A 22,849-nucleotide genomic window follows, 5' to 3' on the forward strand; every position below is an offset into this window, starting at 1 on the left:
CCGACGGGCAGAGCGGGCGGCAGATCGGGAGGGCGTAGCGGAGCCGGGAGCGTGCGTCCAGAAGCTGAGGCGGAGGGACCATCCCTGAGGTACTGCGATCTGCCATGAGGATGGCTACCTTATGCCACCCCAAGCGCGGCGGCAAACCATTGGACCGATCAAATCTGCGGCGCCTCGCCAACCGCCCGCCAACGCCTATGCTTTTCTGGGCAGTTAGCCGCGCTGGTGGCGCTTGGCCATGGTTGCCTGTCGCTCCCGGCGTTCTCACCCAGGAGATGCGCCATGCGTATCGATCGTCGTTTCAGCGCCGCTCTGCTCGCCTGGCTGGCCCTCGCCGGCTGGCCGCAGCTGAGTGCCGCGCAGGTGGCCACGGAGGCGGCCAGTGCCACGGCCGCGCCCGCCGGTCAGCAGGCTGTGTTCCGCCAGGAGGAACTCGACCAGATGATGGCGCCGCTGGCGCTGTATCCGGATGCGTTGCTCGCCCAGGTGCTGATGGCCAGCACCTATCCCGGTGACGTCGCCGACGCGGTGGCCTGGTCCAAGGCTCATCCGGACGCCAGCGGCGATGACGCCGTGCGTCAGGTCGCCGACCAGCCCTGGGATCCCAGCGTGCAATCGCTGGTCGCCTTCCCGGCGGTGCTGGTCACCCTCGGCCAGGATCCGGCCTGGGTCCAGCGCGTTGGCGATGCCTTCCTCGCTCAGCCCGGCGAGGTGATGGACTCGGTGCAGCGCCTGCGGCGCCAGGCCAAGGCCGCCGGCAATCTCGAATCCAACGAACAGCAGACGGTCAGCGTGCAGAGTGTGGCGCAGGGCGGCTCCACCACCGTGGTACAGACGCCGCCGGCCGAGCAGACCATCATCATCGAGCCGGCCGACCCGCAGGTGGTCTACGTGCCCAGCTACAACCCCAGCGTGGTCTACGGCAGCTGGCCCTATCCGTCCTATCCGCCGGCCTACTACCCGCCGCCGCCCGGCTACTACTTCGGCTCGGCGCTGGTCGCCGGCCTGGGCTTCGCCGCCGGCGTGGCGATCATCGACTCGATCTGGGGCGACTGCGACTGGGGCCACGGCGACGTCGACATCGACGTCAACAAGTACAACAACATCAACCGCAACAACCAGATCAACAGCAACGACAACAAGTGGCGGCACAACGCGGCCAATCGCGACGGCGTGCCCTACCGTGACAACGCCAGCCGCGAGCGCTACAGCCAGCGCCTGCCCGGCGCCGAGCAGCGCGAGGCGCTGCGTGGCCGCGAGCCGGCGCGCATGGCCGAACGCGAACGCGCCAGCCAGGCCCTCAACCAGCGCGGCTTCCAGGCGCCGGCCAGCAGCAACCGCGAGGCGCGCGAGCGGGCGCTGCCCGAGCAGCCGGTGCGCATCGGCCAACGCAGCCAGGCCGGCGCCCAGCCGCGCCAGCGCACGCAGAACAGTGCGCAGGCCCGCCAGGAGGTGCGGCAGAAGTACGCCAGCAGCCCGAACACGCGCAACAACGCCTTCGCCGGCGCGCGCGATCCGGCGCGCTCCCAGGCCGTCGCCAGCCGTGGCGACAGCAGCCGGGCCGCGGCCAGCCGGCCACGGGTGGAGCGCGCCAGCCGCCCGGTGCAGCGCTCGGCCGCCAGCCGGCCGGCGCGCAGTGGCGGCGGCTTCCGGCGTTGACAAGGAGACTTCCCATGCATCCGCTCATGCGTATCTGCCTGCCGGCGCTGCTGGCCCTGTTGACCCTCGAGGCGCGCGCCCAGCAAGCCTTTGCCAGTCCCACCGCCGCGGTCGACGCGCTGATCGCCGCGCTCGGCACGCAGCATGCCGATCCCCAGCGCATGGCCGCGCTGCTCGGCGCCGACTGGCAGACCTGGATTCCCACCGATGACATCGAGCGCAAGGACGTCGACGCCTTCCTCGCCCTGTACCGCGAGGAGCGCACCATCCGCCTCGGCGGCCAGGGGCGCGCCCGGCTGGTGGTCGGCCATACGCCCTGGACCTTCCCGCTGCCGCTGGTCCACGGCGCGGACGGCTGGCGCTTCGACCCCAAGGCCGGTGGCGAGGAGATCCGCGCGCGGCGCATCGGCCGCAACGAGCTGGCCGCGATCGAGGCGGTGCGCGCCTACCACGACGCGCAGATGGACTACGCCGAGGCCGACCACGACGGCGACGGCGTGCTCGAGTACGCGCAGCAGTTCATGAGCAGCGACGGCCAGTACGACGGCCTGTACTGGCCCGATGAGCCGGGCGTTCCGCAGAGCCCGCTGGGTCCGCTGTTCGGCGACGAGCTGCCGGACGGCGAGTGGCACGGCTATCGCTACCGTATCCTCGCTGCCCAGGGGCCGTCGGCGCCAGGCGGAGCCTATGCCTACCGGATCGGCGACAACATGAGTCGCGGCTTCGCCCTGATCGCCTGGCCGGCGCGCTACGGCGAGAGCGGCGTGATGAGCTTCATGATCAGCCATGACGGCAAGGTGTTCGAGAAGGACCTGGGGCCGGACGGTGCCAGGGACGCCCTGGCGATGCCGCGTTTCGACCCGGACAGCAGCTGGCGCGAGGAGCAGGACGGCGCGGTGGCGCAGCACTGAGCGCCCGCGCCAGGGGCGGGCGGCGCTAGACTGACCGCTTCCCGCCCGCCGAGCCGTAGCATGTCCGACCACGACCACGACCACGACCACGACCACGACCACGACCACGACCAGCCGCAGTCCCGCGCCGACTACCACCGCGCCCACCAGGCCCGCGCCGAGGCCGAGGCCGAGCGCCTGCTGGCGGCGCGCGCGCAGTTGGGCGCGCGCTGGCTGGGCTGGGTGGCCGGCGAGCTGTATGCGCTGAGTCCGCCGCAGTTCGCCAGCATGGTGCGCCGCGAACTGCAGCGCCGCCAGGAGCAGCAGGACTAGTCGCCGCAGCCCTCGCACAGGTCGCGCAGCAGGCGCGCATCGAGCAGGGCGTGGTGCGGCACGCTGTCCTCCGGCAGGGCGGCGAGCGGGTCGTCGACCTGCCGGCAGCCCAGCACGTTGCCCGGCAGGCCCTGCTCGCCGAGCAGCTCGAGCAGCAGCGGCCAGTCCCAGGCCAGCGCATCGCCGACGATCTCCACCGCGCCGAGGCCGGCGAGGAAGGCGTGCAGCGCCGCGCAGGCCTCGGCGCGCGAACGGCCGTGGCGGGGCAGGTCGAGCTGCGGCAGGACGATCTCGACGACGAACTCCGAGCAGTCGTCCGTACACCAGCCGTCGCTCAGCTCGACGTAGAACTCGGAGTCGTCGCTGTCGACCAGCGCCAGGGAAATCAGCCGCCGCTCGGCGCTCAGCTGGGTGAATTCGGTGTCGATGTAGAGGGTCCGCATGCTGCCTCCTCGTCGGTTCCGCTCAGTGTTTTTAGCCCAGAACGGTGGCGTCGGGACGGGATTCCGCCATGCGGTCGCCTTCTCAGCGCCCCAGCTCCTCCACCAGCAGCCACAGCGCGGTGGCCGCCAGCAGGCCGGCCATGGCGGCGTTGAACAGGCGCAGCGCCCAGTCCTGCTGCAGCCAGTGGCGCAGGCGTTCGCCGCCCCAGGCCCACACCGCGATGCACGGCAGGTTGACCACCAGCGCCAGCAGCGCCATCGCCGCGGCGGCGGACAGCTGGCCATCGCGCGGCAGGAACAGCACGCAGGCGTTGAGCACCATGATCCACGCCTTGGGGTTGACCCACTGGAACAGCGCGGCGGCGACGAAGCCCATCGGTCGCGCCGTCTCGCGGCGGCCCGGGGCGGCGGCGCGCGCCAGTTGCAGCGACAGCCACAACAGGTAGGCGCAGCCGGCGGCGGCCAGCAGCGGACGCACCTCGCCGAGCCAGCCGGAGACCTGGGCGAACAGCGCGGCGCACAAGAGCAGCTGCAGCGAGCAGCCGAAGGCGATGCCGAGCATGTGCGGCAGGGTGCGGCGGAAGCCGAAGTTCACCCCGGAGGCGGTGAGCATGATGTTGTTGGGGCCGGGAGTGATCGACATCACTCCCATGTAGCTGGCCAGGGCGAGGGCTTCGAACATGGCGGGCTCCTGCGGTTGATCCATGGCAGTCCATGCTAGGCACTGGCGGCAAATGGTGACAGACTCACGAAACGACTTTTGTCATGGTGACAGATGCCAGTCGAGTGCAACTGTCACCATGCTTCGCCCACCCCGCTGTCACCGGTGATCTGCATGAACGCACCTGCGTCCGCCCCCGTCCGCTACCGCCTGCTCGCCGACCAGCTGGCCGAGGCCATCGACCGCGGCAGCCTGCCGGCCGGCGCTCGCCTGCCGTCGGTGCGCGCCTGCGCGGTGCAGCACGAGCTGAGCCTGAACACCGTCACCGCCGCCTACCGCCTGCTCGAGGACCGCGGCCTGATCGAGGCGCGCCCGCAGTCCGGCTACTACGTGCGCAGCAGCCTGCCGCCGCTGCAGCGGCCGCTGCGCGAGCAGCCGGCCGGGGTGCGCAAGGCGGGCGAGATGGAGGATCTGATGGCGGTGGTGCTGCAGTGCCAGCAGCGCGCCGATCACGTCGACCTGGCGCTGGCCTGCCCGCGTGGCGAGGCGTTCTATCCCGGCGCCAAGCTGGCGCGGCTGACCGCCAGCCTGCTGCGCCGCCAGCCGCAGCTGGTGTCGCGCTACGCGCTGCCGCCGGGCTCGCAGCGCCTGCGCGAGCAGATCGCCCGGCGCGCCGCGCTGCTCGGCATGACCCTGGCCGCCGACGACATCCTGCTCACCCACGGCGCCATGGAGGCTCTGCAACTGGCGCTGCGCGCGGTGACCCGCGCCGGCGACACCGTGGGCATCGAGTCGCCGAGCTACTTCAACCTCTACCCGCTGCTCGCCAGCCTCGGCCTCAAGGTGCTGGAGATCCCCACCCACCCGCAGCACGGCCTGGCCCTCGACGCCCTCGAGCTGCTGCTCGAGGAGAAGCGCCTGAGTGCGATCATCGCCATGCCCACGGTGCACAACCCGCTCGGCTGCAGCATGCCGCTGGCGGCCAAGCGGCGCCTGGCCGAGCTGGCCAACCGCCACCAGGTGCCGCTGATCGAGGATGCGCTGTACGCCGAGCTGCAGTTCGCCGAGCCGCTGCAGCCGACGGCCAAGGCCTTCGACCGCGACGGCTGGGTGATGACCTGCGCCAGCTACACCAAGACCCTGGCGCCGGACTACCGCATCGGCTGGCTGGAGGCCGGGCGCTTCCGCGACGCGGTGCGCCAACTGAAGTTCAGCTCCAGCGTCGCCGAGTCGCTGCTGCTCGCCGAGACGGTCGGCCTGTTCCTCGAGAACGGCGGCTACGACCACCACATGCGCGCCCTGCGCCGGCGCTACGCGGCGCAGGTCGATGCGGTGCGCGGCATCGTCGCCCGCCACTTCCCGGCCGGCACCCGCGCCACCCAGCCGGTCGGCGGCTTCCTGCTGTGGCTGGAGCTGCCGGAGACGGTGGATAGCCTCGAGCTGTTCCACGCCGCGCTGGCCGAGCGCATCGTCATCATCCCCGGCCAGCTGTACTCCAACGGCGCGCGCTTCCGCCACTGCCTGCGTCTGTCCTGCTGCCAGGAGCTGGACGAGCGGGTCACCGGCGCGCTGCGCCGCCTCGGCGAGCTGGCCACCGCGCTGGCCGCCGGCGCCGCGTCGGCCTGAGGCGTCGGCGGGTTACCAGCGGCGATCGCCGTAGTAGTGATCGCGGTGCTGGTGATGGCGGTGCTGATGGCGATAGCGCTCGCCGTGGTAGTGCGCGCGCGGGCGGTAGGCCGGCGCGGGGCGGTAGTGCGGGGGATAGTAGGCCGGGCGCGGCGCGTCGTAGTACGCCGGGCCCCGTCGCACCTCGACGTAGCGCTCGTGGCGCAAGTGCTGGTCGCGCTCGGCGGCGCGAGCCGGCGCCTGGATCAGCATGGCCAGGCCGGCGAGCAGGGCGGTGACGAGGACAAGACGCGAAAGCATGATCGGGGCTCCTGTGCTGCCGGCGGATCCGGCCTTCCCCTGGGACCGCCGCGCCGGCCGATGGCTCACTCCCGCGCCGTAAGATTTTGTGTCGGCGGTCAGTCGCGCCGGCTGCACTGCTCGAGACGGCGCTGGTCGGCGGCCAGGCGCGCCGGCATGTAGTCGCGCAGGAACTCCACCCAGGTGCGGATCTTGGCGTCCAGGTACTGGCGCGACGGATAGAGGGCGAACACCCCCAGCGGGTACAGGGTGTGCGCGGGCAGCACGCGCACCAGGCTGCCGTTCTCCAGGCTCTCCAGCGCCGAATACACCGGCAGCGCGCCGATGCCCATGCCGGCCTTGAGCGCCACGGTCATGGCGTCGACGGTGTTGACCTGGAAGTGGGTGCGCTCGACGCTGACCAGCTCCTGGCCGTCCGGGCCGTCGAGCAGCCACTTGTCCATGCTCATCACCGGGTAGACCAGGCGCAGGCAGCGCTGCGCGGCCAGCTCGGCGGGCTGCTGCGGAATACCGTGCTGCGCCAGGTAGGCGGGCGCCGCGCACAGCACGCTGTGCGTATCGCCCAGGCGCTTGGAGATGAAGCCCGAGTCGGGCAGCTCGCGGGCGGTCACCACCGAGACGTCGTAGCCCTCGTCGAGGATGTCGGTGGTGCGGTTGGCCAGGGTCAGGTCGAAGCTGACCTCCGGATACTTCTCGTGGTACTCGGCGGCGGCCTGGATCAGGTAGTGATGGCCGATGCCGGTCATCGAGTGCAGCTTGAGGTTGCCGGCCGGGCGCGCATGGGCGTCGCTGGCCTCGGCCTCGGCTTCCTCGATGCAGCCGAGGATCTGCTGGCAGCGCAGCAGGTAGCGCTGGCCGGCCTCGGTCAGGGCGATGCGTCTGGTCGTGCGGTGCAGCAGGCGGGCGCGCAGATGGGTTTCCAGGGTGGCGACCGCGCGGGAGACGTAGGAGGTGGTCAGGTCGAGGCGCGCGGCGGCGGCGGTGAAGCTGCCGGTTTCCGCCACGCAGACGAAGGCGCGCATGTTGAAGAGGATGTCCATCGGGCTCCAGGGGCAGGCAACGGGCCGGGCTTCCGGCTGTTCCTGGCCGGCGCGGCCGGCCAGGCGGGGCGCGTCCTGCGAAAACCGGAGTCCTCGGCGGGTAGACAGCGATTGTGTCACAAAGTCTGTCGGCCGATTAGGTACTGACAGTACACAATCCATCGCCTGACTGGCGCCTTATCCTCGCCCGCGGCCGCTCTTAGAATCGCCTGCCCTTCCCGGTCCACCGCCCTCTCCAGGATGCGCCGCAGTGCCCGCCATCGTTCGGCCCGAGCTGTATCTCGCCCCCCTGTTGCTCCTGTTCACCTCCCTCGCCGGCTGCATCGACCGCGGCGGCATCGCCCCGCAGGCCGAGCGTCTCGACGCCACTGCGCTGGACGCCGGCGAGGCCATCGCCCACGCCGAGCGCCGCGCCGCCTGGCCGGCCGCGCACTGGTGGCGGGCCTACGGCGACGCGCAGCTGGACGCCTGGGTCGAACGTGCCCTGGCCGGCAGCCCGAGCCTGGCCGTCGCCGGCGCGCGGCTGCGCGAGGCGCAGGCGCTGGCCGGGGTGGCCGCCAGCGCGCAGGCGCCGCAGGTGGCCGTCGACGCCAGCGTGCAGCGCCGGCGCTGGCCGACCGACAACTTCTACGGCCCCGGCCCGCTGGCCGGCACCAGCACCTGGAACAACACCGCGAGCTTCGCCCTGAGCTACGACCTCGACCTCTGGGGCCGCCTGCGCAGCGAACGCCAGCGCGCCCTCAGCATGGCCGAGCTGGCCGCCACCGAGGCGCGCGCCGCGGCGCTGCAGCTGCAGGGCGAGGTGGTTCGGGCCTATATCGCCCTGGCGCTGGCCTACGCACGCCTGGACATCGCCAAAGCCGAGCTCAAGCAGCGCGAGGAACTGCTGGCGCTGGCCCGCGAGCGCCTGCGCATCGGCCTGGGCACCCGCCTGGAGGTCAGCGAGGCCGAGGCGCCGCTGCCGGAGGCGCAGCGCCAGCTCGACCTGGTCCACGAGAGCATCGCCCTGGCGCGCCACCAGTTGGCCGCGCTGGCCGGCGCGGGGCCGGGCGCCGGCACCCGGCTCAGGCGCCCGCGTCTGAAGCTGCAGGCGGCGCCGGGGCTGCCCGGCCAGCTGCCGCTGGAGCTGCTCGGCCGGCGTCCCGACCTGGTCGCGCGGCGCTGGCAGGTGGCGGCGCAGGCGCGCGGCATCGAGGTGGCCGAGGCCGAGTTCTATCCCAACGTCGACCTGCTCGGCAGCTTCGGCCGCGCCGCGGTGCAGGGTGGCGTGCTGGATTTTTTGCGCCACGACAAGCTGGCCGCGGGCCTCGGCCCTGCGCTCAGCCTGCCGCTGTTCGACGGCGGCCGCCTGCGCGGCCGGCTCGGCGCGCAGGCGGCTGCCTACGACCAGGCCGTCGCGCAGTACAACCAGACCCTGGTACAGGCGCTCAAGGGCGTCGCCGACCTGCTGGTGCGCCTGCACTCGCTGCACGAGCAGGAGGGCTTCGTCGCCAGCGGGCTGGCCAGCGCCGAGGAGCGCTGCCAACTGGCCGCCGAGGCGCACCGGCGCGGCCTGACCGACGCCCGCGCGGTCCTCGAGGCGCAGAGCCAGCTGTTCGCCCAGCAGCGCCTGCAGCAGCAGGTGCGTGCCGAGCAGCTGGCGGCGCAGGCCGAGCTGTGGGTGGCGCTCGGCGGCGGCGTGCTGCCGGCCGGCAGCGGCCCGGACGCCGCCGCGCTGCGCGCCCGCGCGGTCGGCCTGCGCCTGCCGGGGCGCGACTGAGATGGCCGCGATCCCCGCGCTGCGCGGCTCCCTGCGTCGCGCCCTGGCCGAGTGGGCGCAGGACGAGGGGCGCGTCTGGGCCTTCGTGTTCAAGGCGCTGCTCACCGCCTTCCTCGCCCTGTGGCTGGCCTACCGCCTGGAGCTGCCGCAGCCGAGCACGGTGCTCGCCACCGTGTTCATCGTCCTCCAGCCGCAGAGCGGCCAGGTGCTGGCCAAGAGTTTCTACCGCATCGTCGGCACCCTGCTCGGCCTCACCGTGATGGTGCCGCTGATCGCCCTGTTCGCCCAGGAGCGGGTGCTGTTCCTGCTCTGCCTGGCGCTGTGGATCGGCCTGTGCACCGCCGGCGCGGCGCGCTACCGCGACTTTCGCGGCTACGCCTGCGTGCTGGCCGGCTACACCGCGGCGATGATCGGCCTGCCGGCCATCGCCGCCCCGCAGGCTGCCTTCATGCAGGCGCTGTGGCGGGTTCTGGAGATTGGCCTGGGCATCCTCTGCGCGGGACTGGTCAGCGCGCTGCTGCTGCCGCAGACCAGCAGCGCCAGCCTGCGCACCGCGCTGGCTACGCGCTTTCGCGAGTTCGCCGGGTTCGCCGCCGCGGGCCTGGCCGGCCAGCTCGAGCCGGCGCGCGTCGAGCAGGTCAACGCGCGCCTCGCCGCCGAGGCGGTGGGGCTCGACAACCTGCGCAACGCCGCCGCCTTCGAGGATCCGCACATCCGCCTGCGCAGCGGCCGCCTGGCGCGGCTGAACAACGAGTTCATGGTGCTGAGCACGCGCTTCCACGCCCTCTACCAGCTGCTGCAGCGCCTGCATGGCGATGCCGGTGCGCGGATCCGCGGCGCCGTGCAGCCCTGCCTCGACGCGGTCGCCGCGCAGCTCGCGCCCTTCGCCGGCCTGCTCGCCGACGAGGCCGACCTCGCCCGCCTGGCCGAGCGGCTGAGCGGCGCACGCGCGCAGCTGATGCAGGCGATCCGCGACGGCCGCCAGCAGCTCGCCGCGCTGGACGGTGCCGAAGTGGAGGCGGCGCTGCTCGACTACGACACCGCCGCCGAGCTGCTCTACCGCTTCGCCGACGACCTGCTCGCCTACGCCCACACCTATGCCTCGCTGCGCGAGCACCGCCACGCCCGCGAGCAGTGGCCGGACAGCTTCACCCCGCGCGCCAACGGCGCGGCGGCGGCGGTGGCGGGGATGCGCAGCGCGCTGTTGATCCTGCTGCTCGGCACCTTCTGGATCGCCTCGGCCTGGCCGAGCGGCAGCACCTTCGTGCTCACCGCGGCGATGGTCTCGGCGCTGGCCTCCACCGCCGCCAATCCGCGCCGGCTGTCCTGGCAGCTGCTTGCCGGGGCCGGCGGCGCGGCGCTGTACGCCGGCTTCGTGCAGTTCTGGGTGCTGCCCTGGCTGGACGGCTTCGCCCTGCTGTGCAGCGCGCTGGCGCCGCTGTTCGCCCTCGGCGCCTGGCTGCTCGCCCGCCCGCCGCGCATGGGCTACGGCGCCGGCCTGTTGCTGTGGTTCTGCATGCTCGGTCTGCCGGCCAACCTGACCGTCTACGACCCCTACCGGCTGTTCAACGAGTACCTCGCCGCGCTGCTGTCGATCGGCCTGGCGGCGCTGGCCGCCACCCTGATCCTGCCGCCCGACCGGCCCTGGCTGTGGCGCAGCCTGGAGCGCGACCTGCGCCAGCGCGTGGTGTTCGCCGTCAGCGGCCGGCTCAAGGGCCTGGTCGCCGGCTTCGAGAGCGGCACCCGCGACCTGTTCAACCAGGCCTACGGCCTGGCCGCCGGCCGCCCCGTGGTGCAGCGCCGCCTGCTCGGCTGGCTGTTCGCCGTGCTGGAGATCGGCCACGCGCTGATCGAGCTGCGCCAGGAACAGGCGCGCCTGCCCGGCGATGCCTGCTACGCCGAGGACATGCCCTGGCGGCAGAGCATCCGCGCCCTCGGTCGCGCCCTGGTGCGCCTGTTCCTGCAGCCCGACGAAGGCAACCGCCAGCGCGCCCTGGCGGCGGTCGAGCAGGCCATCGCCGCGGTGCGCCAGACCCCCGAGGAACGCCCGCCGCAGTTCGACACCTCGCCGCTGCGCCGGGTGCTCAGCTACCTGCACTTCGTGCGCAGCTCGCTGCTCGATCCCCACTCGCCGCTGGCCGCTGGAAGTCCCCCCCATGCCCCGTGAGATCGCCCTGTTCGGCGTGTACCTGCCGAACCTGACCCTGCTGTTCCTGCTCACCCTGGCCGGCGGCTGGGTCATCGACCGCCTGGTCGCCTGGTGCGGGCTGTACCGCCACGCCTGGCACCCCACGCTGCTGCGGGTCAGCCTGTTCACCTGCCTGTACGGCGCCCTGGTGCTGTACGTCTACCACTGAGCCCCGCCCGAGAGCCCGGAAATGCCCTGGAAGAGAGTCATCAGCGTCGTCTTCACCCTGCTGGTCTTCGCCGCCGCCGTGTGGCTGGTGCGCAGCATGTGGCTGCACTACATGGACGCGGCCTGGACCCGCGACGGCCGGGTGCGCGCCGAGGTGGTCAACATCGCCCCCGACGTCGCCGGCCTAGTGGTCGAGGTGGCGGTGCACGACAACCAGATGGTCAAGCAGGGCGACCTGCTGCTGCGCATCGACGCCGAGCACTACCGCGCCGCTGTGCGCGAGGCCGAGGCGCGGGTGGCGGCGCGCCGGGCCGAGCTGGCGATGCGCGAGGCCAACGCCGCGCGGCGCGCCGACATGGACGAGCGGGTGGTGTCGCGCGAGAGCCGCAGCGACGCCGACCACCTGGCCGCCGGCGCGCGCGCCAGCCTGCACCAGGCGCAGGCGCAGCTCGACGAGGCGCGCCTCGACCTCGAACGCACCGAGGTGCGCGCGCCGGTGGACGGCTATGTCACCAACCTCAACCTGTTCGCCGGCGACTTCGCCAGCCGTGGCGAGCCGGCGCTGGCGCTGGTCGACGCCCGCTCGTTCTACGTCTACGGCTACTTCGAGGAGACCCGCCTGCCGCTGATCCGCGTCGGCGACCGCGCGCAGATGCGCCTGATGAGCGGCGAGGAGCTGAGCGGCCGGGTCGAGGGCATCGCCCGCGGCATCTACGACCGCGACAACCCGGAAAGCCGCGAGCTGACCGCCGACGTCAACCCGACCTTCAACTGGGTGCGTCTGGCCCAGCGCGTGCCGGTGCGCATCCGCCTCGACCCGCCGCCGGAGGGCGTGCTGCTCGCCGCCGGACTGACCTGCACGGTGATCATCACCCCGCCGAGCGGCGAACCGCGCGCCGTGCCGCAGCGCTGGTAGGGCGCGCACGGACGCCGGACGCGGCGCAGGGTGGACAACGGCGCAGCCTTGTCCACCGGCTGTCTCAGTGCGTCGCCGGTTTCGGTTCTTCGCCCAAGCTGCCGCGCGCGCTTTCCCAGCCACCGCCGAGGGCGAGGAACAGGCCCACCTCGTCCTGGCTCAGCCGCGCCTGCGCCGCCGCCAGGGCGGCCTCGGCCTCGGCCAGGGTACGCTCGGCGTCCAGGCTGTCGAGATAGGCCAGGCGGCCCTCCTGGTACAGCCGACGGTTGTACGCGGCAGCGTCGCGCGCGGCGTCGCGGGCCTGGCGCAGCGCCTGGCGGCGCTGCAGGTCGTGGGCGTAGTGGCTGAGCGCGGTCTGCGTCTCGCGCAGGGCGCCGAGCACCACGCCGTCGAAGCGCGCCAGGGCGGCGCCGGCGCCGGCCTCGCTGGCGCGGATGCGCGCGCGGTCGACCTCGGTGGGGATGTGCCAGGCAATGTGCGGGCCGAGGTTCCAGAAGCGGGTGATCGGGTCGCCGATGTGGTCGAGCATGCCGGTGTAGCCGAGGCCCGCGCCCAGGCTGATCTCGGGATACAGCATCGCGGTGGCCACGCCGATCCGCGCGGTGGCGGCGGCCAGCTCGCGCTCGGCGGCGCGCACGTCCGGGCGGCGCAGCAGCAGCGCGGCGCCGTCGCCCACCGGCAGCGCCCCGGCCAATTGCGGCGCGTGCGCGCACTCGGCCACGCCGGCCGGCAGGTCGCCGGGGGTGCGTCCGAGCAGGGCGGCCAGGGTGTACAACGCGGTGGCCTGCTGCGCCGCGAACGGCGGCAGTTCGGCGCGTAGCGCCTCGGCCTGCGCCTGGGCGCGGGCCACGTCGACCGCGTTGCCGCGCCCGCCGGCGAGCAGGCGCTGTGCCACCTCCAGCTGGCGCTGCTGGATGTCCAGCGACCGGCGGGCGATCGCCAGCTCCTCGCGGGCATGGCAGGCGCTCAGGTAGTTGCCGACCACCAGGGCGACCACGCTGATCCGCGCAGCGTCCAGCGCCGCCTGGCTGGCCTGGGTGCCGGCGGCGGCGGCCTCGGTGGCGCGCGCGAGCCTGCCGAACAGGTCGAGCTGGTAGCCGACCGCCAGGCCGACATGGCCGAGGTCCATCACCGGGATCTGCTCGGTCTCGCCCAGGCCCTCGCTGGAGATCTGCCCGCGGCCGACCGAGGCCTCGCCGCCGACTTCCACTTCCTGGGCGTGATGGGCCATCTGGTACTGCTCGTAGGCGCGGCGCAGGTTGTGCCAGGCCAGGCGCACCTCGCTGTTCTTGGCCAGCGCCTCCTTGACCAGCGCGTCGAGCTGCGGGTCGCGGTACAGCTGCCACCAGTCGGCGGGCAGTTCGGCCTGGCTGACCCGGGCGTTGCCGGCCAGGTCGAAGGGCGCCTCGGCCTGCGGCAAGCGGATCGCCGCCTCGTCGGGCACCCGGTAGTCCGGGCCGACCGGGGCGCAGGCGGCCAGCGCCAGGCTCAGGGCGGCGACGGCGAAACGGATGGGCACACTCATGGCGCGGCCTGCCGGGCAGCGACCGGCTGCGGCGCGGTCGGCCACGGCTGCACGCTGAGGGTGGCGGTGCGGCCGACCACCAGGCGGATGTCTTGCGGGGTGCTGTCGATGCTCACCCGCACCGGGATGCGCTGCGCCAGGCGCACCCAGTTGAAGCTCGGGTCGATGTCCGGCAGCAGGCTCTCGCCGCGGTTGCGGTCGCGGTCCTCGATGCCGGCGGCGATGCTCTGCACGTGGCCGCGCAGGTGCTCCGCCTCGCCCATCAGGACGATGTCCACCGGCTGACCGATGGCGATGGCGTGCAGCTTGGTCTCCTCGAAGTAGCCCTCCACGCGCAGCGAGCCGGTGTCGACGATCGACAGCACCGGCGTGCCGGTCTTCACGTAGTCGCCGACGCGCACGGTGCGGTCACCGATGTAGCCGTCCACCGGGCTGAGCACGCGGGTGCGCTCGAGGTCGAGCCGCGCGCTGCCGAGCGCCGCCTCGGCGGTGGCCAGCGCGGCCTCGCTGCGCTGCACCAGGGTGTCGCCTTCCTCGACCGTCTCGGCGGCGATCAGGTCCCTGAGCACGCGGTTGCGCTGGGCCTCGCGGCGCGCCTGCGCGAGCTGGGCGCGGCGTTCGCGCACCCGCGCCGCGGCCTTCTGCACCGCCAGCTCGAAGCGCGCGCGGTCGATGACGAACAGTGGCTGGCCGCGGCTGACCCGCTGGTTGTCGCGCACCAGGAGTTCGCTGACCAGCCCGGAGACGTCGGGGGCGACCTGGATGACGTCGGCGTGCACGCGGCCGTCGCGGGTCCACGGCGCCTGCATGTAGTAGTCCCACAGGTGCAGGCTGACGAGGCCGGCGGCGGCCACGGCGACCAGGGTCAGCAGCACGGAGCCAAGGGAGGGTAGCCAGTTCTTCACGATCGGATTCCCGGGGCGAGGGTGAACAGGGCGCCCAGTACCAGCACGTACAGGGCGAGGTTGAACAGCGGCGGGTGCCAGACCCAGCGGTAGACGCCGAGGCGCGCGAGCAGCGCGCGCAGAAGGCTCTTCACCGCGTAGGCGGCCAGCAGCAGGAGCAGCAGGCTCGGCACGAACACGCCGTAGAGGTCGAAATGGCCGCTCATGCGGGGGCTCCGGCGAGGTCGGGGACGGGGCGCGCGGCGGCCGGCGCGGGATACAGCGCCAGCTGCAGGCCGGCCAATGCCGCGGCGGCCTTGTGCGCCGGTGCGCCGGGCAGCGCGAGCAGCGCCGCCAGGCTGGCCTCCAGCTGCCCGGCCAGGACGTCCGGCAGCGCCAGCTGGCGGCCCGCGGCGGCGCAGGCGGCGAAGTAGCCGTGCAGCGCGGCGAGCACCGGCTCGACCTGGCGCCGGCTGGCCGCCGGCAGGCTGCGCTGCAGGTCGAGCAGGCGGAAGCACACGCGCAGGTCGCGGGTGAGGTCGGCCAGCGCCAGACCGGGCGCGCCGATCTGGCCGAGGCGCGGCAGCAGCTGGCTGGCGCGGTCGATCGTCCGCGCGGCGACCCGGTCCGGGTCCTCGGCCCGCGCGCCGCGCGCCAGTTCGCCCAGATCGCGCCAGGTGGCGCGGGCCAGGCGCCGCGCCGCCCACTCGGCGCCGAACGGCTTGCTCAGCCGCGCCCAGACCAGGGCGAACAACAGGCCGAGCACGTTGGACAGGGCGACGTCGGCGAACAGCGGGAAGTTGGCACGGTAGCTGTCCTGCAGGGTCAGGCTGGAGATGGTCTGCACGGCGAACAGCATCACCGCCATGTTGAACTGCGGCCGCCCGGTGAGGGTGCCGGCGAGCAGCAGCGGCACCGCCAGGGCGATCGCCAGCATGGCGAAGTCGTGGACGAAGGGCAGCACGCCGAACAGATAGAGGCCGGCGGCGGCGGTGGCGATCAGCGTCCACAGCAGGAAGGTGCGGATGAACGGCGCCGGGTCGTCCTGGCCAGCGAAGAAGCAGCCGACCACCGCGACCATGAAGATGCCGCTGAAGCCGTAGTCCCAGCCGACGGCGATCCACAGCAGGCAGGCGACGAACACCGACAGGCCCACCGAGGCGGCGGAGAAGGCCAGCAGGCCATAGTCGAAGTGCTGCGGCGCGCCGACCAGCTGGCGCACCTTGTAGCGCAGCGTCTGCGTCGGCCCCGGATGATCGGCGAAGCTGGCGCGCAGGTGCAGGCAGTCCTGCCACAGGTCGAGCAGCTGGCGCAGCTGACGCATCGCGCCGGCGATCAGCAGGGCCTGCGCCGGCGGACGGTCGTCCAGCCAGGTTTCCAGGCGCGTGCTGCGCTCGCGCAGCTGGCGCGCGCCGTCGGCGTCGCCGTGCTGCAGCCAGGCGTTCAGGCGTTCGAGCAGCTCGGCGAGTTCCGCCGGCAAGCGGCCGGACAGCGCCTGCAGGCGGCGCAGCGGGTCGAGCAGCGCGTCGACCTGCGGCGGCAGCATGGCCAGGCGCGCGCGGAACTGGCGGGCGTGGCGCGCCGGCAGGTGGCTGGCGCTGTCGTAGGACAGCTGCACGATCAGGCCGTCCAGCGCCATCACGTCGGCGAGCAGCCGCTGCAGGGCGCGCGGCGCGGCGCCGGCGGGGGCGTCGAGGGCGAGGCCCCGGGCGATCCAGCGCCGCGCGTCGCCGAGCAGGGCGTCCATGCGCGCGCCGAGCACCGGGGCGATGCGGCTGGGCAGCAGCACGGCGTTGACCAGCGCGGCGCAGGTGATGCCGAGCAGGATCTCCTCGCTGCGCGCCAGCGCCACGGCGAAGATGGTCTGCGGATGCTCGACCTGGCCCATGGCGATCAGCGGCACGCTGTAGGCCGCCAGCATGAAGATGTAGCTGCGCGGCGTGCGGTCGAGCAGGGAGAGGAACAGCAGCGTGCCGACCCACAGCGCCACCGCCAGGCTGAGCAGCACCGGCTGGTGCACCAGAGGCGGCAGCATGGCCACCGCGGCGGCGGCGCCGAGCAGGGTGCCGAGGGCGCGGAACAGCGCCTTGGAGCGCGTCGCCCCGGACAGCGGATGGGACACAACGTACACCGAGGCCATGGCCCAGTAGGGGTTGTCGAGGGGCAGCGCGAGGGCGATGTACAGGGCCAGCAGGGCGGCCAGCAGGGCCTTGGCCGAATACAGCCATTCGCGCCAGCTAGGTAGGTTCATGGGCGGGTGGAACTCGACGGACGACGACGGAAAACGCAAACGCGGGGATGCTGCATGCTGCTATTAAAGCGGAGCGCGGTTGCACAAACGGCACGATGAACAGGACAATCCGCGCGGATTCACCCGGTCGGCGAGAGGCCCCGATGAAAGGCAAGCGCATCCCCAACTACGCCCTCTACGGCGAGACGGCCAGTCCGCTGTGGCACGACCTGCTGCACGTCGAGTGGATCCACGAGCGCAGCCTGCTGTACCGCGGCGAGATCGAGCCGCACCGCCACGACGCCCTGGTGCAGTTTCTCTATGTGCGCTGCGGCTCCGGCACCCTCAGCGTCGAGCACCGCCGCTTGGCGATAGTCGCGCCCTGCCTGATCCTGCTGCCGTGCGGCGTGGTGCACGCCTTCAGCCACAGCCTGGATACCGACGGCCTGGTGATCACCGCCGCGCACCGCCCGCTGGAGTCGATGGCGCGCATCGCCTCGGCCGAGCTGGCCGCCCTGCTGCAGCGTCCGGCGCTGATCCCGCTGCCCTGGCCGGCCGACGGCGGCGAGCCGCTGTGGCCGCTGCTGCAGCTGCTCGAACAGGAGGCCGGCAGCGAGGCGCCGGGGCACACGGCCGCCGGCCTCGCCCTGTTGGTCACCCTGCTGGTGCACATCTCGCGCCTGGCCCAGCCGCAGCCGGGCAGCCTGCCGCCGGCCGGTCGCGGGCGGCGCGCCGCGCTGCTCGCCCAGTTCCGCGAGCTGGTCAACCGCCAGTTCCGCCAGCACTGGCCGCTGGAGCTGTACGCCAGCCATCTCGGCATCAGCGTCGCCCAGCTCGGCCGCATCTGCCGCGAGGAGGTCGGCGAGTCGGCGATGAACCTGGTCAACGCGCGGCTGATGCGCGAGGCGCAGCGCCAGCTCGCCTACTCGGAGCTGGAGGTCAAGCAGATCGCCCACGACCTCGGCTTCCGCGACACCTCCTACTTCAGCCGCTACTTCCGCAAGCAGGCCGGCATCCAGCCCGGCGCCTTCCGCGAGGCGTTCCGCAAGGCCGAGCCGGCCGCGCGCCCGGGCTGAAGGCGCCGCGGATTATTGCCGGATCAGGAACAAGTCCCTGTATGCATTGGCGGTGTAACCGCCCCGGCGCACTTCCTAGAATGCGCCGGCCTTCCAGGCAAAGGCACTGACGGAGCGGCGTGCCGTTCCTTGGTTGCGTGCTGTGCAAGAACTTCGGCAGTCCCCCGCGGGGCTGCCGAAGCCTCTCCGATGCGGTAACTCTCTACAGGTAACGACGAAATGAAAGCGTGGACCTTGCTGGCTCTGGCCGGGGTTTCGTGCATGGCGCTGGCCGGCGAACCGCCGGCGGCGGGTGATCGGCAAGCGGCGAAAGTCGAACGTTATGAATACGGCATGGAGCTGGATGTGGCGCGCGTCATCCAGCCGGCCGAGGTGCCCAGCAGCTGCGGCGTGGAGCCGGTGCGGATGGTCTACGAGGACCACCAGGGCCAGCGCCACACCCTGGAGTACCTGGTGGTGGGCAGCGGCTGCAGCGGCGGTTGACGGTCGGGGGACGTCAGCTCCCGTCCCCCGTGGCGCAGGGCAGGGATGCCCTGCGCGTTTTATTGTCGGCTGCTCGGCAGGGCAAGCGCGTGAATGGCTGCCGAGCCTGCTCGGTCCGTTGTAGGGGCGGAAAATGGCGCGATGCCGAGTGAGCAGGCTGAGGGTTCTTCCCGAAGTTGCCGCTATGGATGTCGCGGCAACTCTCCTCAATTCACTTGGGCGATCCAGTCGTTGAGGTTGTAGTAGTTGCTGATGCGCGCCACCTTGCCGTCGCGGATCTCGAAGAAGGCGCCGGCCGGCAGCACGTAGGTCTGGCCGTTGGCCGGCGGCAGGCCCTCGTCGTCGGCCAGGTACTCGCCGTGCACCACGAATTCGGCGGCGCCGCGCGTGCCGTCGGCGCTGGTCATGATCACGATGTCGGTCAGGCGCTCGCGGTAGCAGCGGTTCATCTTGGCCATGAACGCGGCGAACACGGCCTTGCCGACCTGGCGCTCGCCCTGGTTGATGTCGTGCACCACGTCGTCGGTGAGCAGGTCGAGGAAGGCGGGCATGTCGCCTGCGTTGAAGGCGGCGTAGTAGGCCTGGAGTACGTCGGCTGCGCGCATGGGCAATCTCCTGTCGCGAATCGGGCTGAGCCGGGGATGCCGGCATGATAGGGTTTCCCCCGGAGTCCGACATAGCCAACCACGCCATCTTCTATCGACAGAACGCCCCCGCCATGGAAATCCGCCTGCTTCAGGGCGCGGCCATCGCCTCGCACATCGAGGACCTGGCGCGCCTGCGCATCACCGTGTTCCGCGAGTTCCCCTACCTCTACGACGGCAGCCCGGCCTACGAGGCCGAGTACCTGGCCACCTACGCCAACGCGGCGGACAGCCTGTGCGTGCTGGTGCTCGACGGCGGGCGGGTGGTCGGCGCCTCCACCGCGCTGCCGCTGGCCGACGAGACCGAGGAGTTCCGCCGGCCGTTCGTCGCCGCCGGGCGGGACTGCGCGCGGGTGTTCTACTTCGGCGAGTCGCTGCTGCTGCCGGAATACCGCAACCGCGGCCTCGGCGTGCGCTTCTTCGCCGAGCGCGAGGCCCATGCGCGGCGCCTGGGGCGCTTCGACTGCTGCGCCTTCTGCGCGGTGCAGCGCCCGGCCGAGCATCCGCGCCGCCCGGCCGACTACCAGCCGCTCGACGCCTTCTGGCAGCGCCGCGGCTTCCGTCACCATCCCGAGCTGCGCACCGAATACCACTGGCAGGATCTCGACGAGGACGCCGAGTCGGCCAAGCCGATGTCCTTCTGGCTCAAGGAGCTCACCCCATGATCCGCGTCGCCGCCTGCCAGTACGCCATCGAGCTGCTGGAAGACTGGGAGGCCTATGCCGCCCACCTCACCGCGCTGTGCGCGGAGGCCGCCGCGCAGGACGCGCAGTTGCTGCTGCTGCCCGAGTACGCCGGGCTGGTGCTCTCCGGCCAGCTGCCGCCGCAGCAGCGCGGCGACCTGCACGCCTCGATCGCCGGCATCCAGCCGCTGCTGCCGCGCTGGCTGGAACTCTGTGCGGCGCTGGCTCGCAGCCTGAACGTTTACCTGCAGCCCGGCTCGCTGCCGGTGCGGGATGCCGACGGCCGCTATCGCAACCGCGCCTTCCTGTTCGGCCCCGAGGGCCTGCTCGGCCACCAGGACAAGCTGGTGATGACCCGCTTCGAGCGCGAGCTGTGGCAGATCGACGGCGGCGCGGGCCTCAGGGTGTTCGATACCGCGCTCGGTCGCCTGGGCATCCTGATCTGCTACGACAACGAGTTCCCGCTGCTGGCCCGCCGCCTGGCCGAGGCCGGCGCCGACCTGATCCTCGCGCCGAGCTGCACCGATACCGAGGCGGGCTTCTTCCGCGTGCGCATCGGCGCCCAGGCGCGCGCGCTGGAGAACCAGATCGCCGTGCTGCAGGCGCCGACCGTGGGCCTGGCGCCCTGGTCGCCGGCGCTCGACGAGAACATCGGCCGCGCCGCGCTCTATGTGCCCTCGGACTACGGTCTGCCGGCCAGCGGGGTGGTCGCCGAGAGCGCCGAGCTGTGCCCGGCGCGCAGCCAGTGGCTGGTCGCCGATCTCGATCTCGAGCAGGTGCGTCGGGTGCGCGGCGCGGGCCAGGTGTTCATCCGCCGCGACTGGCCGGAGCAGTTCGAGCCGGCGCGGGTGTTCCTCAGCACGCCTGAGTGACGCCGGGGAAGCGCGCGCGGAAGCTCTCCGGCATCGGCGTCACCCGGCTGGCGCGGTAGTCGAAGAACACGAAGCCGTTCTTCGCCAGGGCGATCAGCGCGCCGTCGTCCGGGCGGCTGACGCGGAAGGTGATGTCGCCGCCGTACTTGTTGAAGTCCATCACGCCGACCTCGAACAGCAGCTCGTCGCGGGCGAAGGCCTCGGCCTTGTACAGGGTGGCGAGGTCGGTGACCACGATGCCCAGGCCGTCCTCGTCGCCGGCGTCGTCGATGCCCTCGGCGAACAGGAAGCGCGAGCGCGCCTCGGACAGCATCGACACCAGCGCGTCGTTGCCCAGGTGCTGGCCGGCGTTGATGTCGGTGCTGCGCACGGTCATGCGCGTGGAGAAGCGGAAACCGTCTTCGGGAAGGTCGAGCTGCAGGCGGGCCATGGGCGATCCTTGGTCATGGAGGGGGATGCCACGAGTCTAAGCCGCCCGCGGGCTGTCCGGTAGGAGCCGGCAGGCTGGCTGCTACGGCGCCGGCTGCGGCACCCGCCACAGGTACCAGGCGGCCACCGTGCGCCACGGGCTGTAGGCCTGCCCGATGCGCGCCAGCTCGCGCGGCGTCGGCAGCTTCTCCAGGCGCTTGAGGCGACGATAGCCGTTGCGCACGCCGAAGTCGTCCACCGGCAGCACGTCGCGGCGTTCGAGGGTGAAGATCAGCAGCATCTCCACCGTCCAGCGGCCGATGCCGCGCAGGGTCACCAGCCGCTCGATCAGCGCCGCGTCGTCCAGCCTTGCGGCCTCCGCGCCGCTTGGCACCAGGCCGCTCAGCGCGCCCTCGGCGATGCCGCGCAGGGTCTCCACCTTGCGCGCCGACAGGCCGGTGCCGCGCAGGGCGTCGAAGTCGGTGGCCAGCAGTTGCTCTGGGGCGGGGAAGGGCGTGTCGGGATACAGGGCGAGCATCCGCGCGAGGATGCTCTCGGCAGCGCGCGCGTGCAGTTGCTGGTGGGCCACCGCGCGCACCAGCGCCTCGAAGGGCTCGCGCGCCGCCTGGCACTCCAGGGTGCAGGGGCCGACCTGCTCGACCAGGCGCGCCCAGTCGGCGTCGAGCGCCGCGAGAAAGACGCTGGCGGCGCGGTAGTCGCGGATCTGACTGGGCATGGTGGCGGTCCTCGGCGCGGGCGATCCGGCCAGTCTGCCGCCGGCCAGCGTGCCGCGTCACCCCGTTTCTTGCGTGTGGCCGCAGAGCGTTTGCCCGCAGGGGGCAGCGCACAGCCGCGCGTGCCCAGCGCGACAATGGCACCGCCGATGCGGACGGATTCGAGCGCAAGCCGCGGAGTGCGTCGCCGCGCCGGCGCGGGTACAGTCATCCGCGAACAGCGTTGTCCGGGAGCTTTCGATGACCACCGTCAAGACCGCAGAACAGGCCGCCGCACTGGCCGCCGCCACCCTCGCCGATCCGCGCTGGGCTGCGGTGCTGGCGCGCGACGCGGCGGCCGACGGCCAGTTCGTCTACTCGGTGCGCACCACCGGGGTTTACTGCCGGCCATCCTGCCCGTCGCGGCACGCGCGCCCGGAGCATGTGAGCTTCCACGCCAGCGCCGCGGCGGCCGAACAGGCCGGTTTCCGCCCGTGCCGGCGCTGCCAGCCGCAGCAGCCGTCCCCGGCCGAACGGCAGGCAGCGCGGATCGCCGAGGCATGCCGCATCCTCGACAGCGAGGAAGCGCCGGCGCTGGCCGAACTGGCTGCGCGGCTCGGTCTCAGTCCCTGGCACTTCCACCGCCAGTTCCGCCAGATCACCGGGGTGACGCCGCGCGCCTGGGCCGCCGCCCGCCGCGCCGAGCGCCTGCGCCGCGAGCTGGGCCAGCAGGACTCGGTCACCGCGGCGATCTACGCCGCCGGCTACAACGCCAGCAGCCGCTGCTACGCCGAGAGCGACGCGGTGCTCGGCATGAGCCCGGGCGCCTGGCGCGCCGGCGGCCGCGGCCAGACCATCCGCTTCGCCATCGGCCAGTGCGCGCTGGGCGCCATCCTGGTGGCGCAGAGCGCGCGCGGCCTGTGCGCCATCCTGCTCGGCGACGATCCCGCCGAGCTGCTCGCCGACCTCGAGCGGCGCTTCCCCGAGGCCGAGCTGATCGGCGGCGACGCCGGGTTCGAGCGCCTGGTGGCGCAGGTGGTCGGCTTCGTCGAGGCGCCGCGCCTGGGCCTCGACCTGCCGCTGGACCTGCGCGGCACCGCCTTCCAGCAGCGCGTCTGGCAGGCCCTGCGCGCCATCCCGCCGGGCCGCACGCTGAGCTACGCCGAACTGGCCGAGCGCATCGGCGCGCCGAAGGCGGTGCGCGCGGTGGCCGGCGCCTGCGCGGCCAATGCGCTGGCGGTGGCCATCCCCTGCCACCGCGTGGTGCGCAGCGACGGCGGGCTGTCCGGCTACCGCTGGGGCGTGGAGCGCAAGCGCGCGCTGCTGCAGCGCGAGGCGGAGGAGTGAG

General features: G+C 72.7%; 24 protein-coding genes. 13 read left to right on the forward strand and 11 right to left on the reverse strand.

The annotated features are described in order from the left end of the window. Window positions 1–282 precede the first annotated feature (282 nt). The 3 genes from BLT78_RS19145 to BLT78_RS19155 are packed head-to-tail and all read left to right on the forward strand — an operon-like array spanning window position 283 to window position 2,882. Window positions 283–1,659 carry a DUF3300 domain-containing protein gene (locus BLT78_RS19145; RefSeq protein ID WP_090351455.1) on the forward strand — a complete coding sequence of 459 codons (1,377 nt, stop codon included), beginning with the start codon at window positions 283–285 and terminating at the stop codon, window positions 1,657–1,659. Window positions 1,660–1,673: 14 nt separating this feature from the next. Next, the gene (locus tag BLT78_RS19150; RefSeq protein WP_090351457.1) at window positions 1,674–2,570 is read left to right on the forward strand and encodes a DUF2950 domain-containing protein; all 897 of its coding nucleotides are present in this window, start codon (window positions 1,674–1,676) and stop codon (window positions 2,568–2,570) included. A 60-nt stretch (window positions 2,571–2,630) separates the two neighbouring features. Further along, a complete protein-coding gene (locus tag BLT78_RS19155) occupies window positions 2,631–2,882 on the forward strand; it encodes a hypothetical protein (protein WP_090351458.1) in 252 nt (83 codons plus the stop codon). On the opposite strand, the gene BLT78_RS19160 is transcribed toward BLT78_RS19155, so the two are convergent. Both BLT78_RS19160 and BLT78_RS19165 read right to left on the reverse strand, forming a co-directional pair. Further along, window positions 2,879–3,325: a hypothetical protein gene (locus BLT78_RS19160; protein WP_090351460.1), complete on the reverse strand. Its 447-nt coding sequence runs from the start codon at window positions 3,323–3,325 to the stop codon at window positions 2,879–2,881. The genes BLT78_RS19155 and BLT78_RS19160 overlap by 4 nt on opposite strands. Window positions 3,326–3,407: 82 nt before the next feature. Beyond that, complete coding sequence (locus BLT78_RS19165) at window positions 3,408–4,007, reverse strand: LysE family translocator (protein ID WP_090351462.1); 600 nt, start codon at window positions 4,005–4,007, stop codon at window positions 3,408–3,410. A 153-nt stretch (window positions 4,008–4,160) separates the two neighbouring features. Between BLT78_RS19165 and BLT78_RS19170 the strand changes: the two genes are divergently transcribed. Beyond that, window positions 4,161–5,612, forward strand: coding sequence for an aminotransferase-like domain-containing protein (locus BLT78_RS19170; RefSeq protein ID WP_090351464.1), 1,452 nt, complete (start codon window positions 4,161–4,163; stop codon window positions 5,610–5,612). Window positions 5,613–5,624: 12 nt separating this feature from the next. On the opposite strand, the gene BLT78_RS19175 is transcribed toward BLT78_RS19170, so the two are convergent. Together BLT78_RS19175 and BLT78_RS19180 are read right to left on the reverse strand one after the other, a co-directional pair. Beyond that, entirely contained in the window at window positions 5,625–5,912 is a 288-nt protein-coding gene (locus BLT78_RS19175) for a hypothetical protein (RefSeq protein WP_090351465.1), read from the reverse strand. Between the two features lie 98 nt (window positions 5,913–6,010). Then, the gene (locus tag BLT78_RS19180; RefSeq protein WP_090351467.1) at window positions 6,011–6,952 is read right to left on the reverse strand and encodes a LysR family transcriptional regulator; all 942 of its coding nucleotides are present in this window, start codon (window positions 6,950–6,952) and stop codon (window positions 6,011–6,013) included. Between the two features lie 250 nt (window positions 6,953–7,202). On the opposite strand from BLT78_RS19180, the gene BLT78_RS19185 reads away from it, so the two are divergent. Genes BLT78_RS19185 through BLT78_RS19200 form a run of 4 tightly spaced genes read left to right on the forward strand, consistent with a single transcriptional unit; the run spans window position 7,203 to window position 11,983 of the window. Next, window positions 7,203–8,711 carry an efflux transporter outer membrane subunit gene (locus BLT78_RS19185; RefSeq protein ID WP_090351468.1) on the forward strand — a complete coding sequence of 503 codons (1,509 nt, stop codon included), beginning with the start codon at window positions 7,203–7,205 and terminating at the stop codon, window positions 8,709–8,711. A 1-nt stretch (window position 8,712) separates the two neighbouring features. Then, the gene (locus tag BLT78_RS19190) at window positions 8,713–10,878 is read left to right on the forward strand and encodes an FUSC family protein (protein ID WP_090351470.1); all 2,166 of its coding nucleotides are present in this window, start codon (window positions 8,713–8,715) and stop codon (window positions 10,876–10,878) included. Continuing rightward, window positions 10,868–11,068, forward strand: coding sequence for a DUF1656 domain-containing protein (locus BLT78_RS19195; RefSeq protein ID WP_090351472.1), 201 nt, complete (start codon window positions 10,868–10,870; stop codon window positions 11,066–11,068). Before BLT78_RS19190 ends, BLT78_RS19195 begins: the two co-directional genes overlap by 11 nt. A 21-nt stretch (window positions 11,069–11,089) precedes the next feature. After that, the gene (locus BLT78_RS19200) at window positions 11,090–11,983 is read left to right on the forward strand and encodes an efflux RND transporter periplasmic adaptor subunit (RefSeq protein WP_090351473.1); all 894 of its coding nucleotides are present in this window, start codon (window positions 11,090–11,092) and stop codon (window positions 11,981–11,983) included. Window positions 11,984–12,047: 64 nt separating this feature from the next. On the opposite strand, the gene BLT78_RS19205 is transcribed toward BLT78_RS19200, so the two are convergent. The 4 genes from BLT78_RS19205 to BLT78_RS19220 are packed head-to-tail and all read right to left on the reverse strand — an operon-like array spanning window position 12,048 to window position 16,643. Next, complete coding sequence (locus tag BLT78_RS19205) at window positions 12,048–13,508, reverse strand: efflux transporter outer membrane subunit (RefSeq protein WP_090352422.1); 1,461 nt, start codon at window positions 13,506–13,508, stop codon at window positions 12,048–12,050. Continuing rightward, window positions 13,505–14,413, reverse strand: coding sequence for an efflux RND transporter periplasmic adaptor subunit (locus BLT78_RS19210; RefSeq protein WP_090351475.1), 909 nt, complete (start codon window positions 14,411–14,413; stop codon window positions 13,505–13,507). The genes BLT78_RS19205 and BLT78_RS19210 overlap by 4 nt, the downstream gene beginning before the upstream one ends. After that, complete coding sequence (locus tag BLT78_RS19215) at window positions 14,410–14,619, reverse strand: DUF1656 domain-containing protein (RefSeq protein WP_090351477.1); 210 nt, start codon at window positions 14,617–14,619, stop codon at window positions 14,410–14,412. Before BLT78_RS19215 ends, BLT78_RS19210 begins: the two co-directional genes overlap by 4 nt. Continuing rightward, window positions 14,616–16,643 (reverse strand): FUSC family protein, encoded by a 2,028-nt coding sequence (locus BLT78_RS19220; RefSeq protein ID WP_090351478.1) that lies wholly within the window; start codon window positions 16,641–16,643, stop codon window positions 14,616–14,618. The genes BLT78_RS19215 and BLT78_RS19220 overlap by 4 nt, the downstream gene beginning before the upstream one ends. Before the next feature lie 143 nt (window positions 16,644–16,786). Between BLT78_RS19220 and BLT78_RS19225 the strand changes: the two genes are divergently transcribed. Continuing rightward, the gene (locus BLT78_RS19225; RefSeq protein WP_090351480.1) at window positions 16,787–17,698 is read left to right on the forward strand and encodes a helix-turn-helix domain-containing protein; all 912 of its coding nucleotides are present in this window, start codon (window positions 16,787–16,789) and stop codon (window positions 17,696–17,698) included. 219 nt (window positions 17,699–17,917) lie between these two features. After that, window positions 17,918–18,181, forward strand: coding sequence for a DUF2790 domain-containing protein (locus tag BLT78_RS19230; protein ID WP_090351481.1), 264 nt, complete (start codon window positions 17,918–17,920; stop codon window positions 18,179–18,181). 206 nt (window positions 18,182–18,387) lie between these two features. Here BLT78_RS19230 and BLT78_RS19235 read toward each other — a convergent pair whose 3' ends face one another. Further along, the gene (locus tag BLT78_RS19235; RefSeq protein WP_090351483.1) at window positions 18,388–18,786 is read right to left on the reverse strand and encodes a nuclear transport factor 2 family protein; all 399 of its coding nucleotides are present in this window, start codon (window positions 18,784–18,786) and stop codon (window positions 18,388–18,390) included. 113 nt (window positions 18,787–18,899) lie between these two features. Between BLT78_RS19235 and BLT78_RS19240 the strand changes: the two genes are divergently transcribed. Both BLT78_RS19240 and BLT78_RS19245 read left to right on the forward strand, forming a co-directional pair. Next, window positions 18,900–19,490: a GNAT family N-acetyltransferase gene (locus tag BLT78_RS19240; RefSeq protein WP_090351484.1), complete on the forward strand. Its 591-nt coding sequence runs from the start codon at window positions 18,900–18,902 to the stop codon at window positions 19,488–19,490. Next, on the forward strand, window positions 19,487–20,380 hold the full coding sequence (locus BLT78_RS19245) for a carbon-nitrogen hydrolase family protein (RefSeq protein ID WP_090351486.1): 894 nt from the start codon (window positions 19,487–19,489) through the stop codon (window positions 20,378–20,380). The genes BLT78_RS19240 and BLT78_RS19245 overlap by 4 nt, the downstream gene beginning before the upstream one ends. On the opposite strand, the gene BLT78_RS19250 is transcribed toward BLT78_RS19245, so the two are convergent. Both BLT78_RS19250 and BLT78_RS19255 read right to left on the reverse strand, forming a co-directional pair. Continuing rightward, the gene (locus BLT78_RS19250; protein ID WP_090351487.1) at window positions 20,364–20,810 is read right to left on the reverse strand and encodes an acyl-CoA thioesterase; all 447 of its coding nucleotides are present in this window, start codon (window positions 20,808–20,810) and stop codon (window positions 20,364–20,366) included. The two genes, BLT78_RS19245 and BLT78_RS19250, sit on opposite strands and share 17 nt — an antisense overlap. 81 nt (window positions 20,811–20,891) lie before the next feature. Further along, window positions 20,892–21,524 (reverse strand): DNA-3-methyladenine glycosylase family protein, encoded by a 633-nt coding sequence (locus tag BLT78_RS19255; protein WP_090351489.1) that lies wholly within the window; start codon window positions 21,522–21,524, stop codon window positions 20,892–20,894. A 238-nt stretch (window positions 21,525–21,762) separates the two neighbouring features. Here BLT78_RS19255 and ada point away from each other — a divergent pair, with 238 nt between their 5' ends. Continuing rightward, window positions 21,763–22,848: a bifunctional DNA-binding transcriptional regulator/O6-methylguanine-DNA methyltransferase Ada gene (ada, locus tag BLT78_RS19260; RefSeq protein WP_090351490.1), complete on the forward strand. Its 1,086-nt coding sequence runs from the start codon at window positions 21,763–21,765 to the stop codon at window positions 22,846–22,848. Window position 22,849: the final 1 nt, after the last annotated feature.

Origin of the sequence: Pseudomonas oryzae, from assembly GCF_900104805.1 — a bacterium.
In the GTDB taxonomy this organism is placed as follows: Bacteria; Pseudomonadota; Gammaproteobacteria; order Pseudomonadales; family Pseudomonadaceae; genus Geopseudomonas; species Geopseudomonas oryzae.

What these genes read in the sequence shown, in the direction of transcription:
- BLT78_RS19225 (WP_090351480.1), top strand. Translation starts at nt 16,787, where the DNA reads ATGAAAGGCAAGCGCATCCCCAACTACGCCCTCTACGGCGAGACGGCC.
- BLT78_RS19180 (WP_090351467.1), bottom strand. Translation starts at nt 6,952, where the DNA reads ATGGACATCCTCTTCAACATGCGCGCCTTCGTCTGCGTGGCGGAAACC.
- BLT78_RS19190 (WP_090351470.1), top strand. Translation starts at nt 8,713, where the DNA reads ATGGCCGCGATCCCCGCGCTGCGCGGCTCCCTGCGTCGCGCCCTGGCC.
- BLT78_RS19165 (WP_090351462.1), bottom strand. Translation starts at nt 4,007, where the DNA reads ATGTTCGAAGCCCTCGCCCTGGCCAGCTACATGGGAGTGATGTCGATC.
- BLT78_RS19200 (WP_090351473.1), top strand. Translation starts at nt 11,090, where the DNA reads ATGCCCTGGAAGAGAGTCATCAGCGTCGTCTTCACCCTGCTGGTCTTC.
- BLT78_RS19235 (WP_090351483.1), bottom strand. Translation starts at nt 18,786, where the DNA reads ATGCGCGCAGCCGACGTACTCCAGGCCTACTACGCCGCCTTCAACGCA.
- BLT78_RS19170 (WP_090351464.1), top strand. Translation starts at nt 4,161, where the DNA reads ATGAACGCACCTGCGTCCGCCCCCGTCCGCTACCGCCTGCTCGCCGAC.
- BLT78_RS19155 (WP_090351458.1), top strand. Translation starts at nt 2,631, where the DNA reads ATGTCCGACCACGACCACGACCACGACCACGACCACGACCACGACCAC.
- ada (WP_090351490.1), top strand. Translation starts at nt 21,763, where the DNA reads ATGACCACCGTCAAGACCGCAGAACAGGCCGCCGCACTGGCCGCCGCC.
- BLT78_RS19145 (WP_090351455.1), top strand. Translation starts at nt 283, where the DNA reads ATGCGTATCGATCGTCGTTTCAGCGCCGCTCTGCTCGCCTGGCTGGCC.
- BLT78_RS19250 (WP_090351487.1), bottom strand. Translation starts at nt 20,810, where the DNA reads ATGGCCCGCCTGCAGCTCGACCTTCCCGAAGACGGTTTCCGCTTCTCC.
- BLT78_RS19150 (WP_090351457.1), top strand. Translation starts at nt 1,674, where the DNA reads ATGCATCCGCTCATGCGTATCTGCCTGCCGGCGCTGCTGGCCCTGTTG.
- BLT78_RS19205 (WP_090352422.1), bottom strand. Translation starts at nt 13,508, where the DNA reads ATGAGTGTGCCCATCCGTTTCGCCGTCGCCGCCCTGAGCCTGGCGCTG.
- BLT78_RS19255 (WP_090351489.1), bottom strand. Translation starts at nt 21,524, where the DNA reads ATGCCCAGTCAGATCCGCGACTACCGCGCCGCCAGCGTCTTTCTCGCG.
- BLT78_RS19175 (WP_090351465.1), bottom strand. Translation starts at nt 5,912, where the DNA reads ATGCTTTCGCGTCTTGTCCTCGTCACCGCCCTGCTCGCCGGCCTGGCC.
- BLT78_RS19215 (WP_090351477.1), bottom strand. Translation starts at nt 14,619, where the DNA reads ATGAGCGGCCATTTCGACCTCTACGGCGTGTTCGTGCCGAGCCTGCTG.
- BLT78_RS19230 (WP_090351481.1), top strand. Translation starts at nt 17,918, where the DNA reads ATGAAAGCGTGGACCTTGCTGGCTCTGGCCGGGGTTTCGTGCATGGCG.
- BLT78_RS19220 (WP_090351478.1), bottom strand. Translation starts at nt 16,643, where the DNA reads ATGAACCTACCTAGCTGGCGCGAATGGCTGTATTCGGCCAAGGCCCTG.
- BLT78_RS19195 (WP_090351472.1), top strand. Translation starts at nt 10,868, where the DNA reads ATGCCCCGTGAGATCGCCCTGTTCGGCGTGTACCTGCCGAACCTGACC.
- BLT78_RS19240 (WP_090351484.1), top strand. Translation starts at nt 18,900, where the DNA reads ATGGAAATCCGCCTGCTTCAGGGCGCGGCCATCGCCTCGCACATCGAG.
- BLT78_RS19160 (WP_090351460.1), bottom strand. Translation starts at nt 3,325, where the DNA reads ATGCGGACCCTCTACATCGACACCGAATTCACCCAGCTGAGCGCCGAG.
- BLT78_RS19245 (WP_090351486.1), top strand. Translation starts at nt 19,487, where the DNA reads ATGATCCGCGTCGCCGCCTGCCAGTACGCCATCGAGCTGCTGGAAGAC.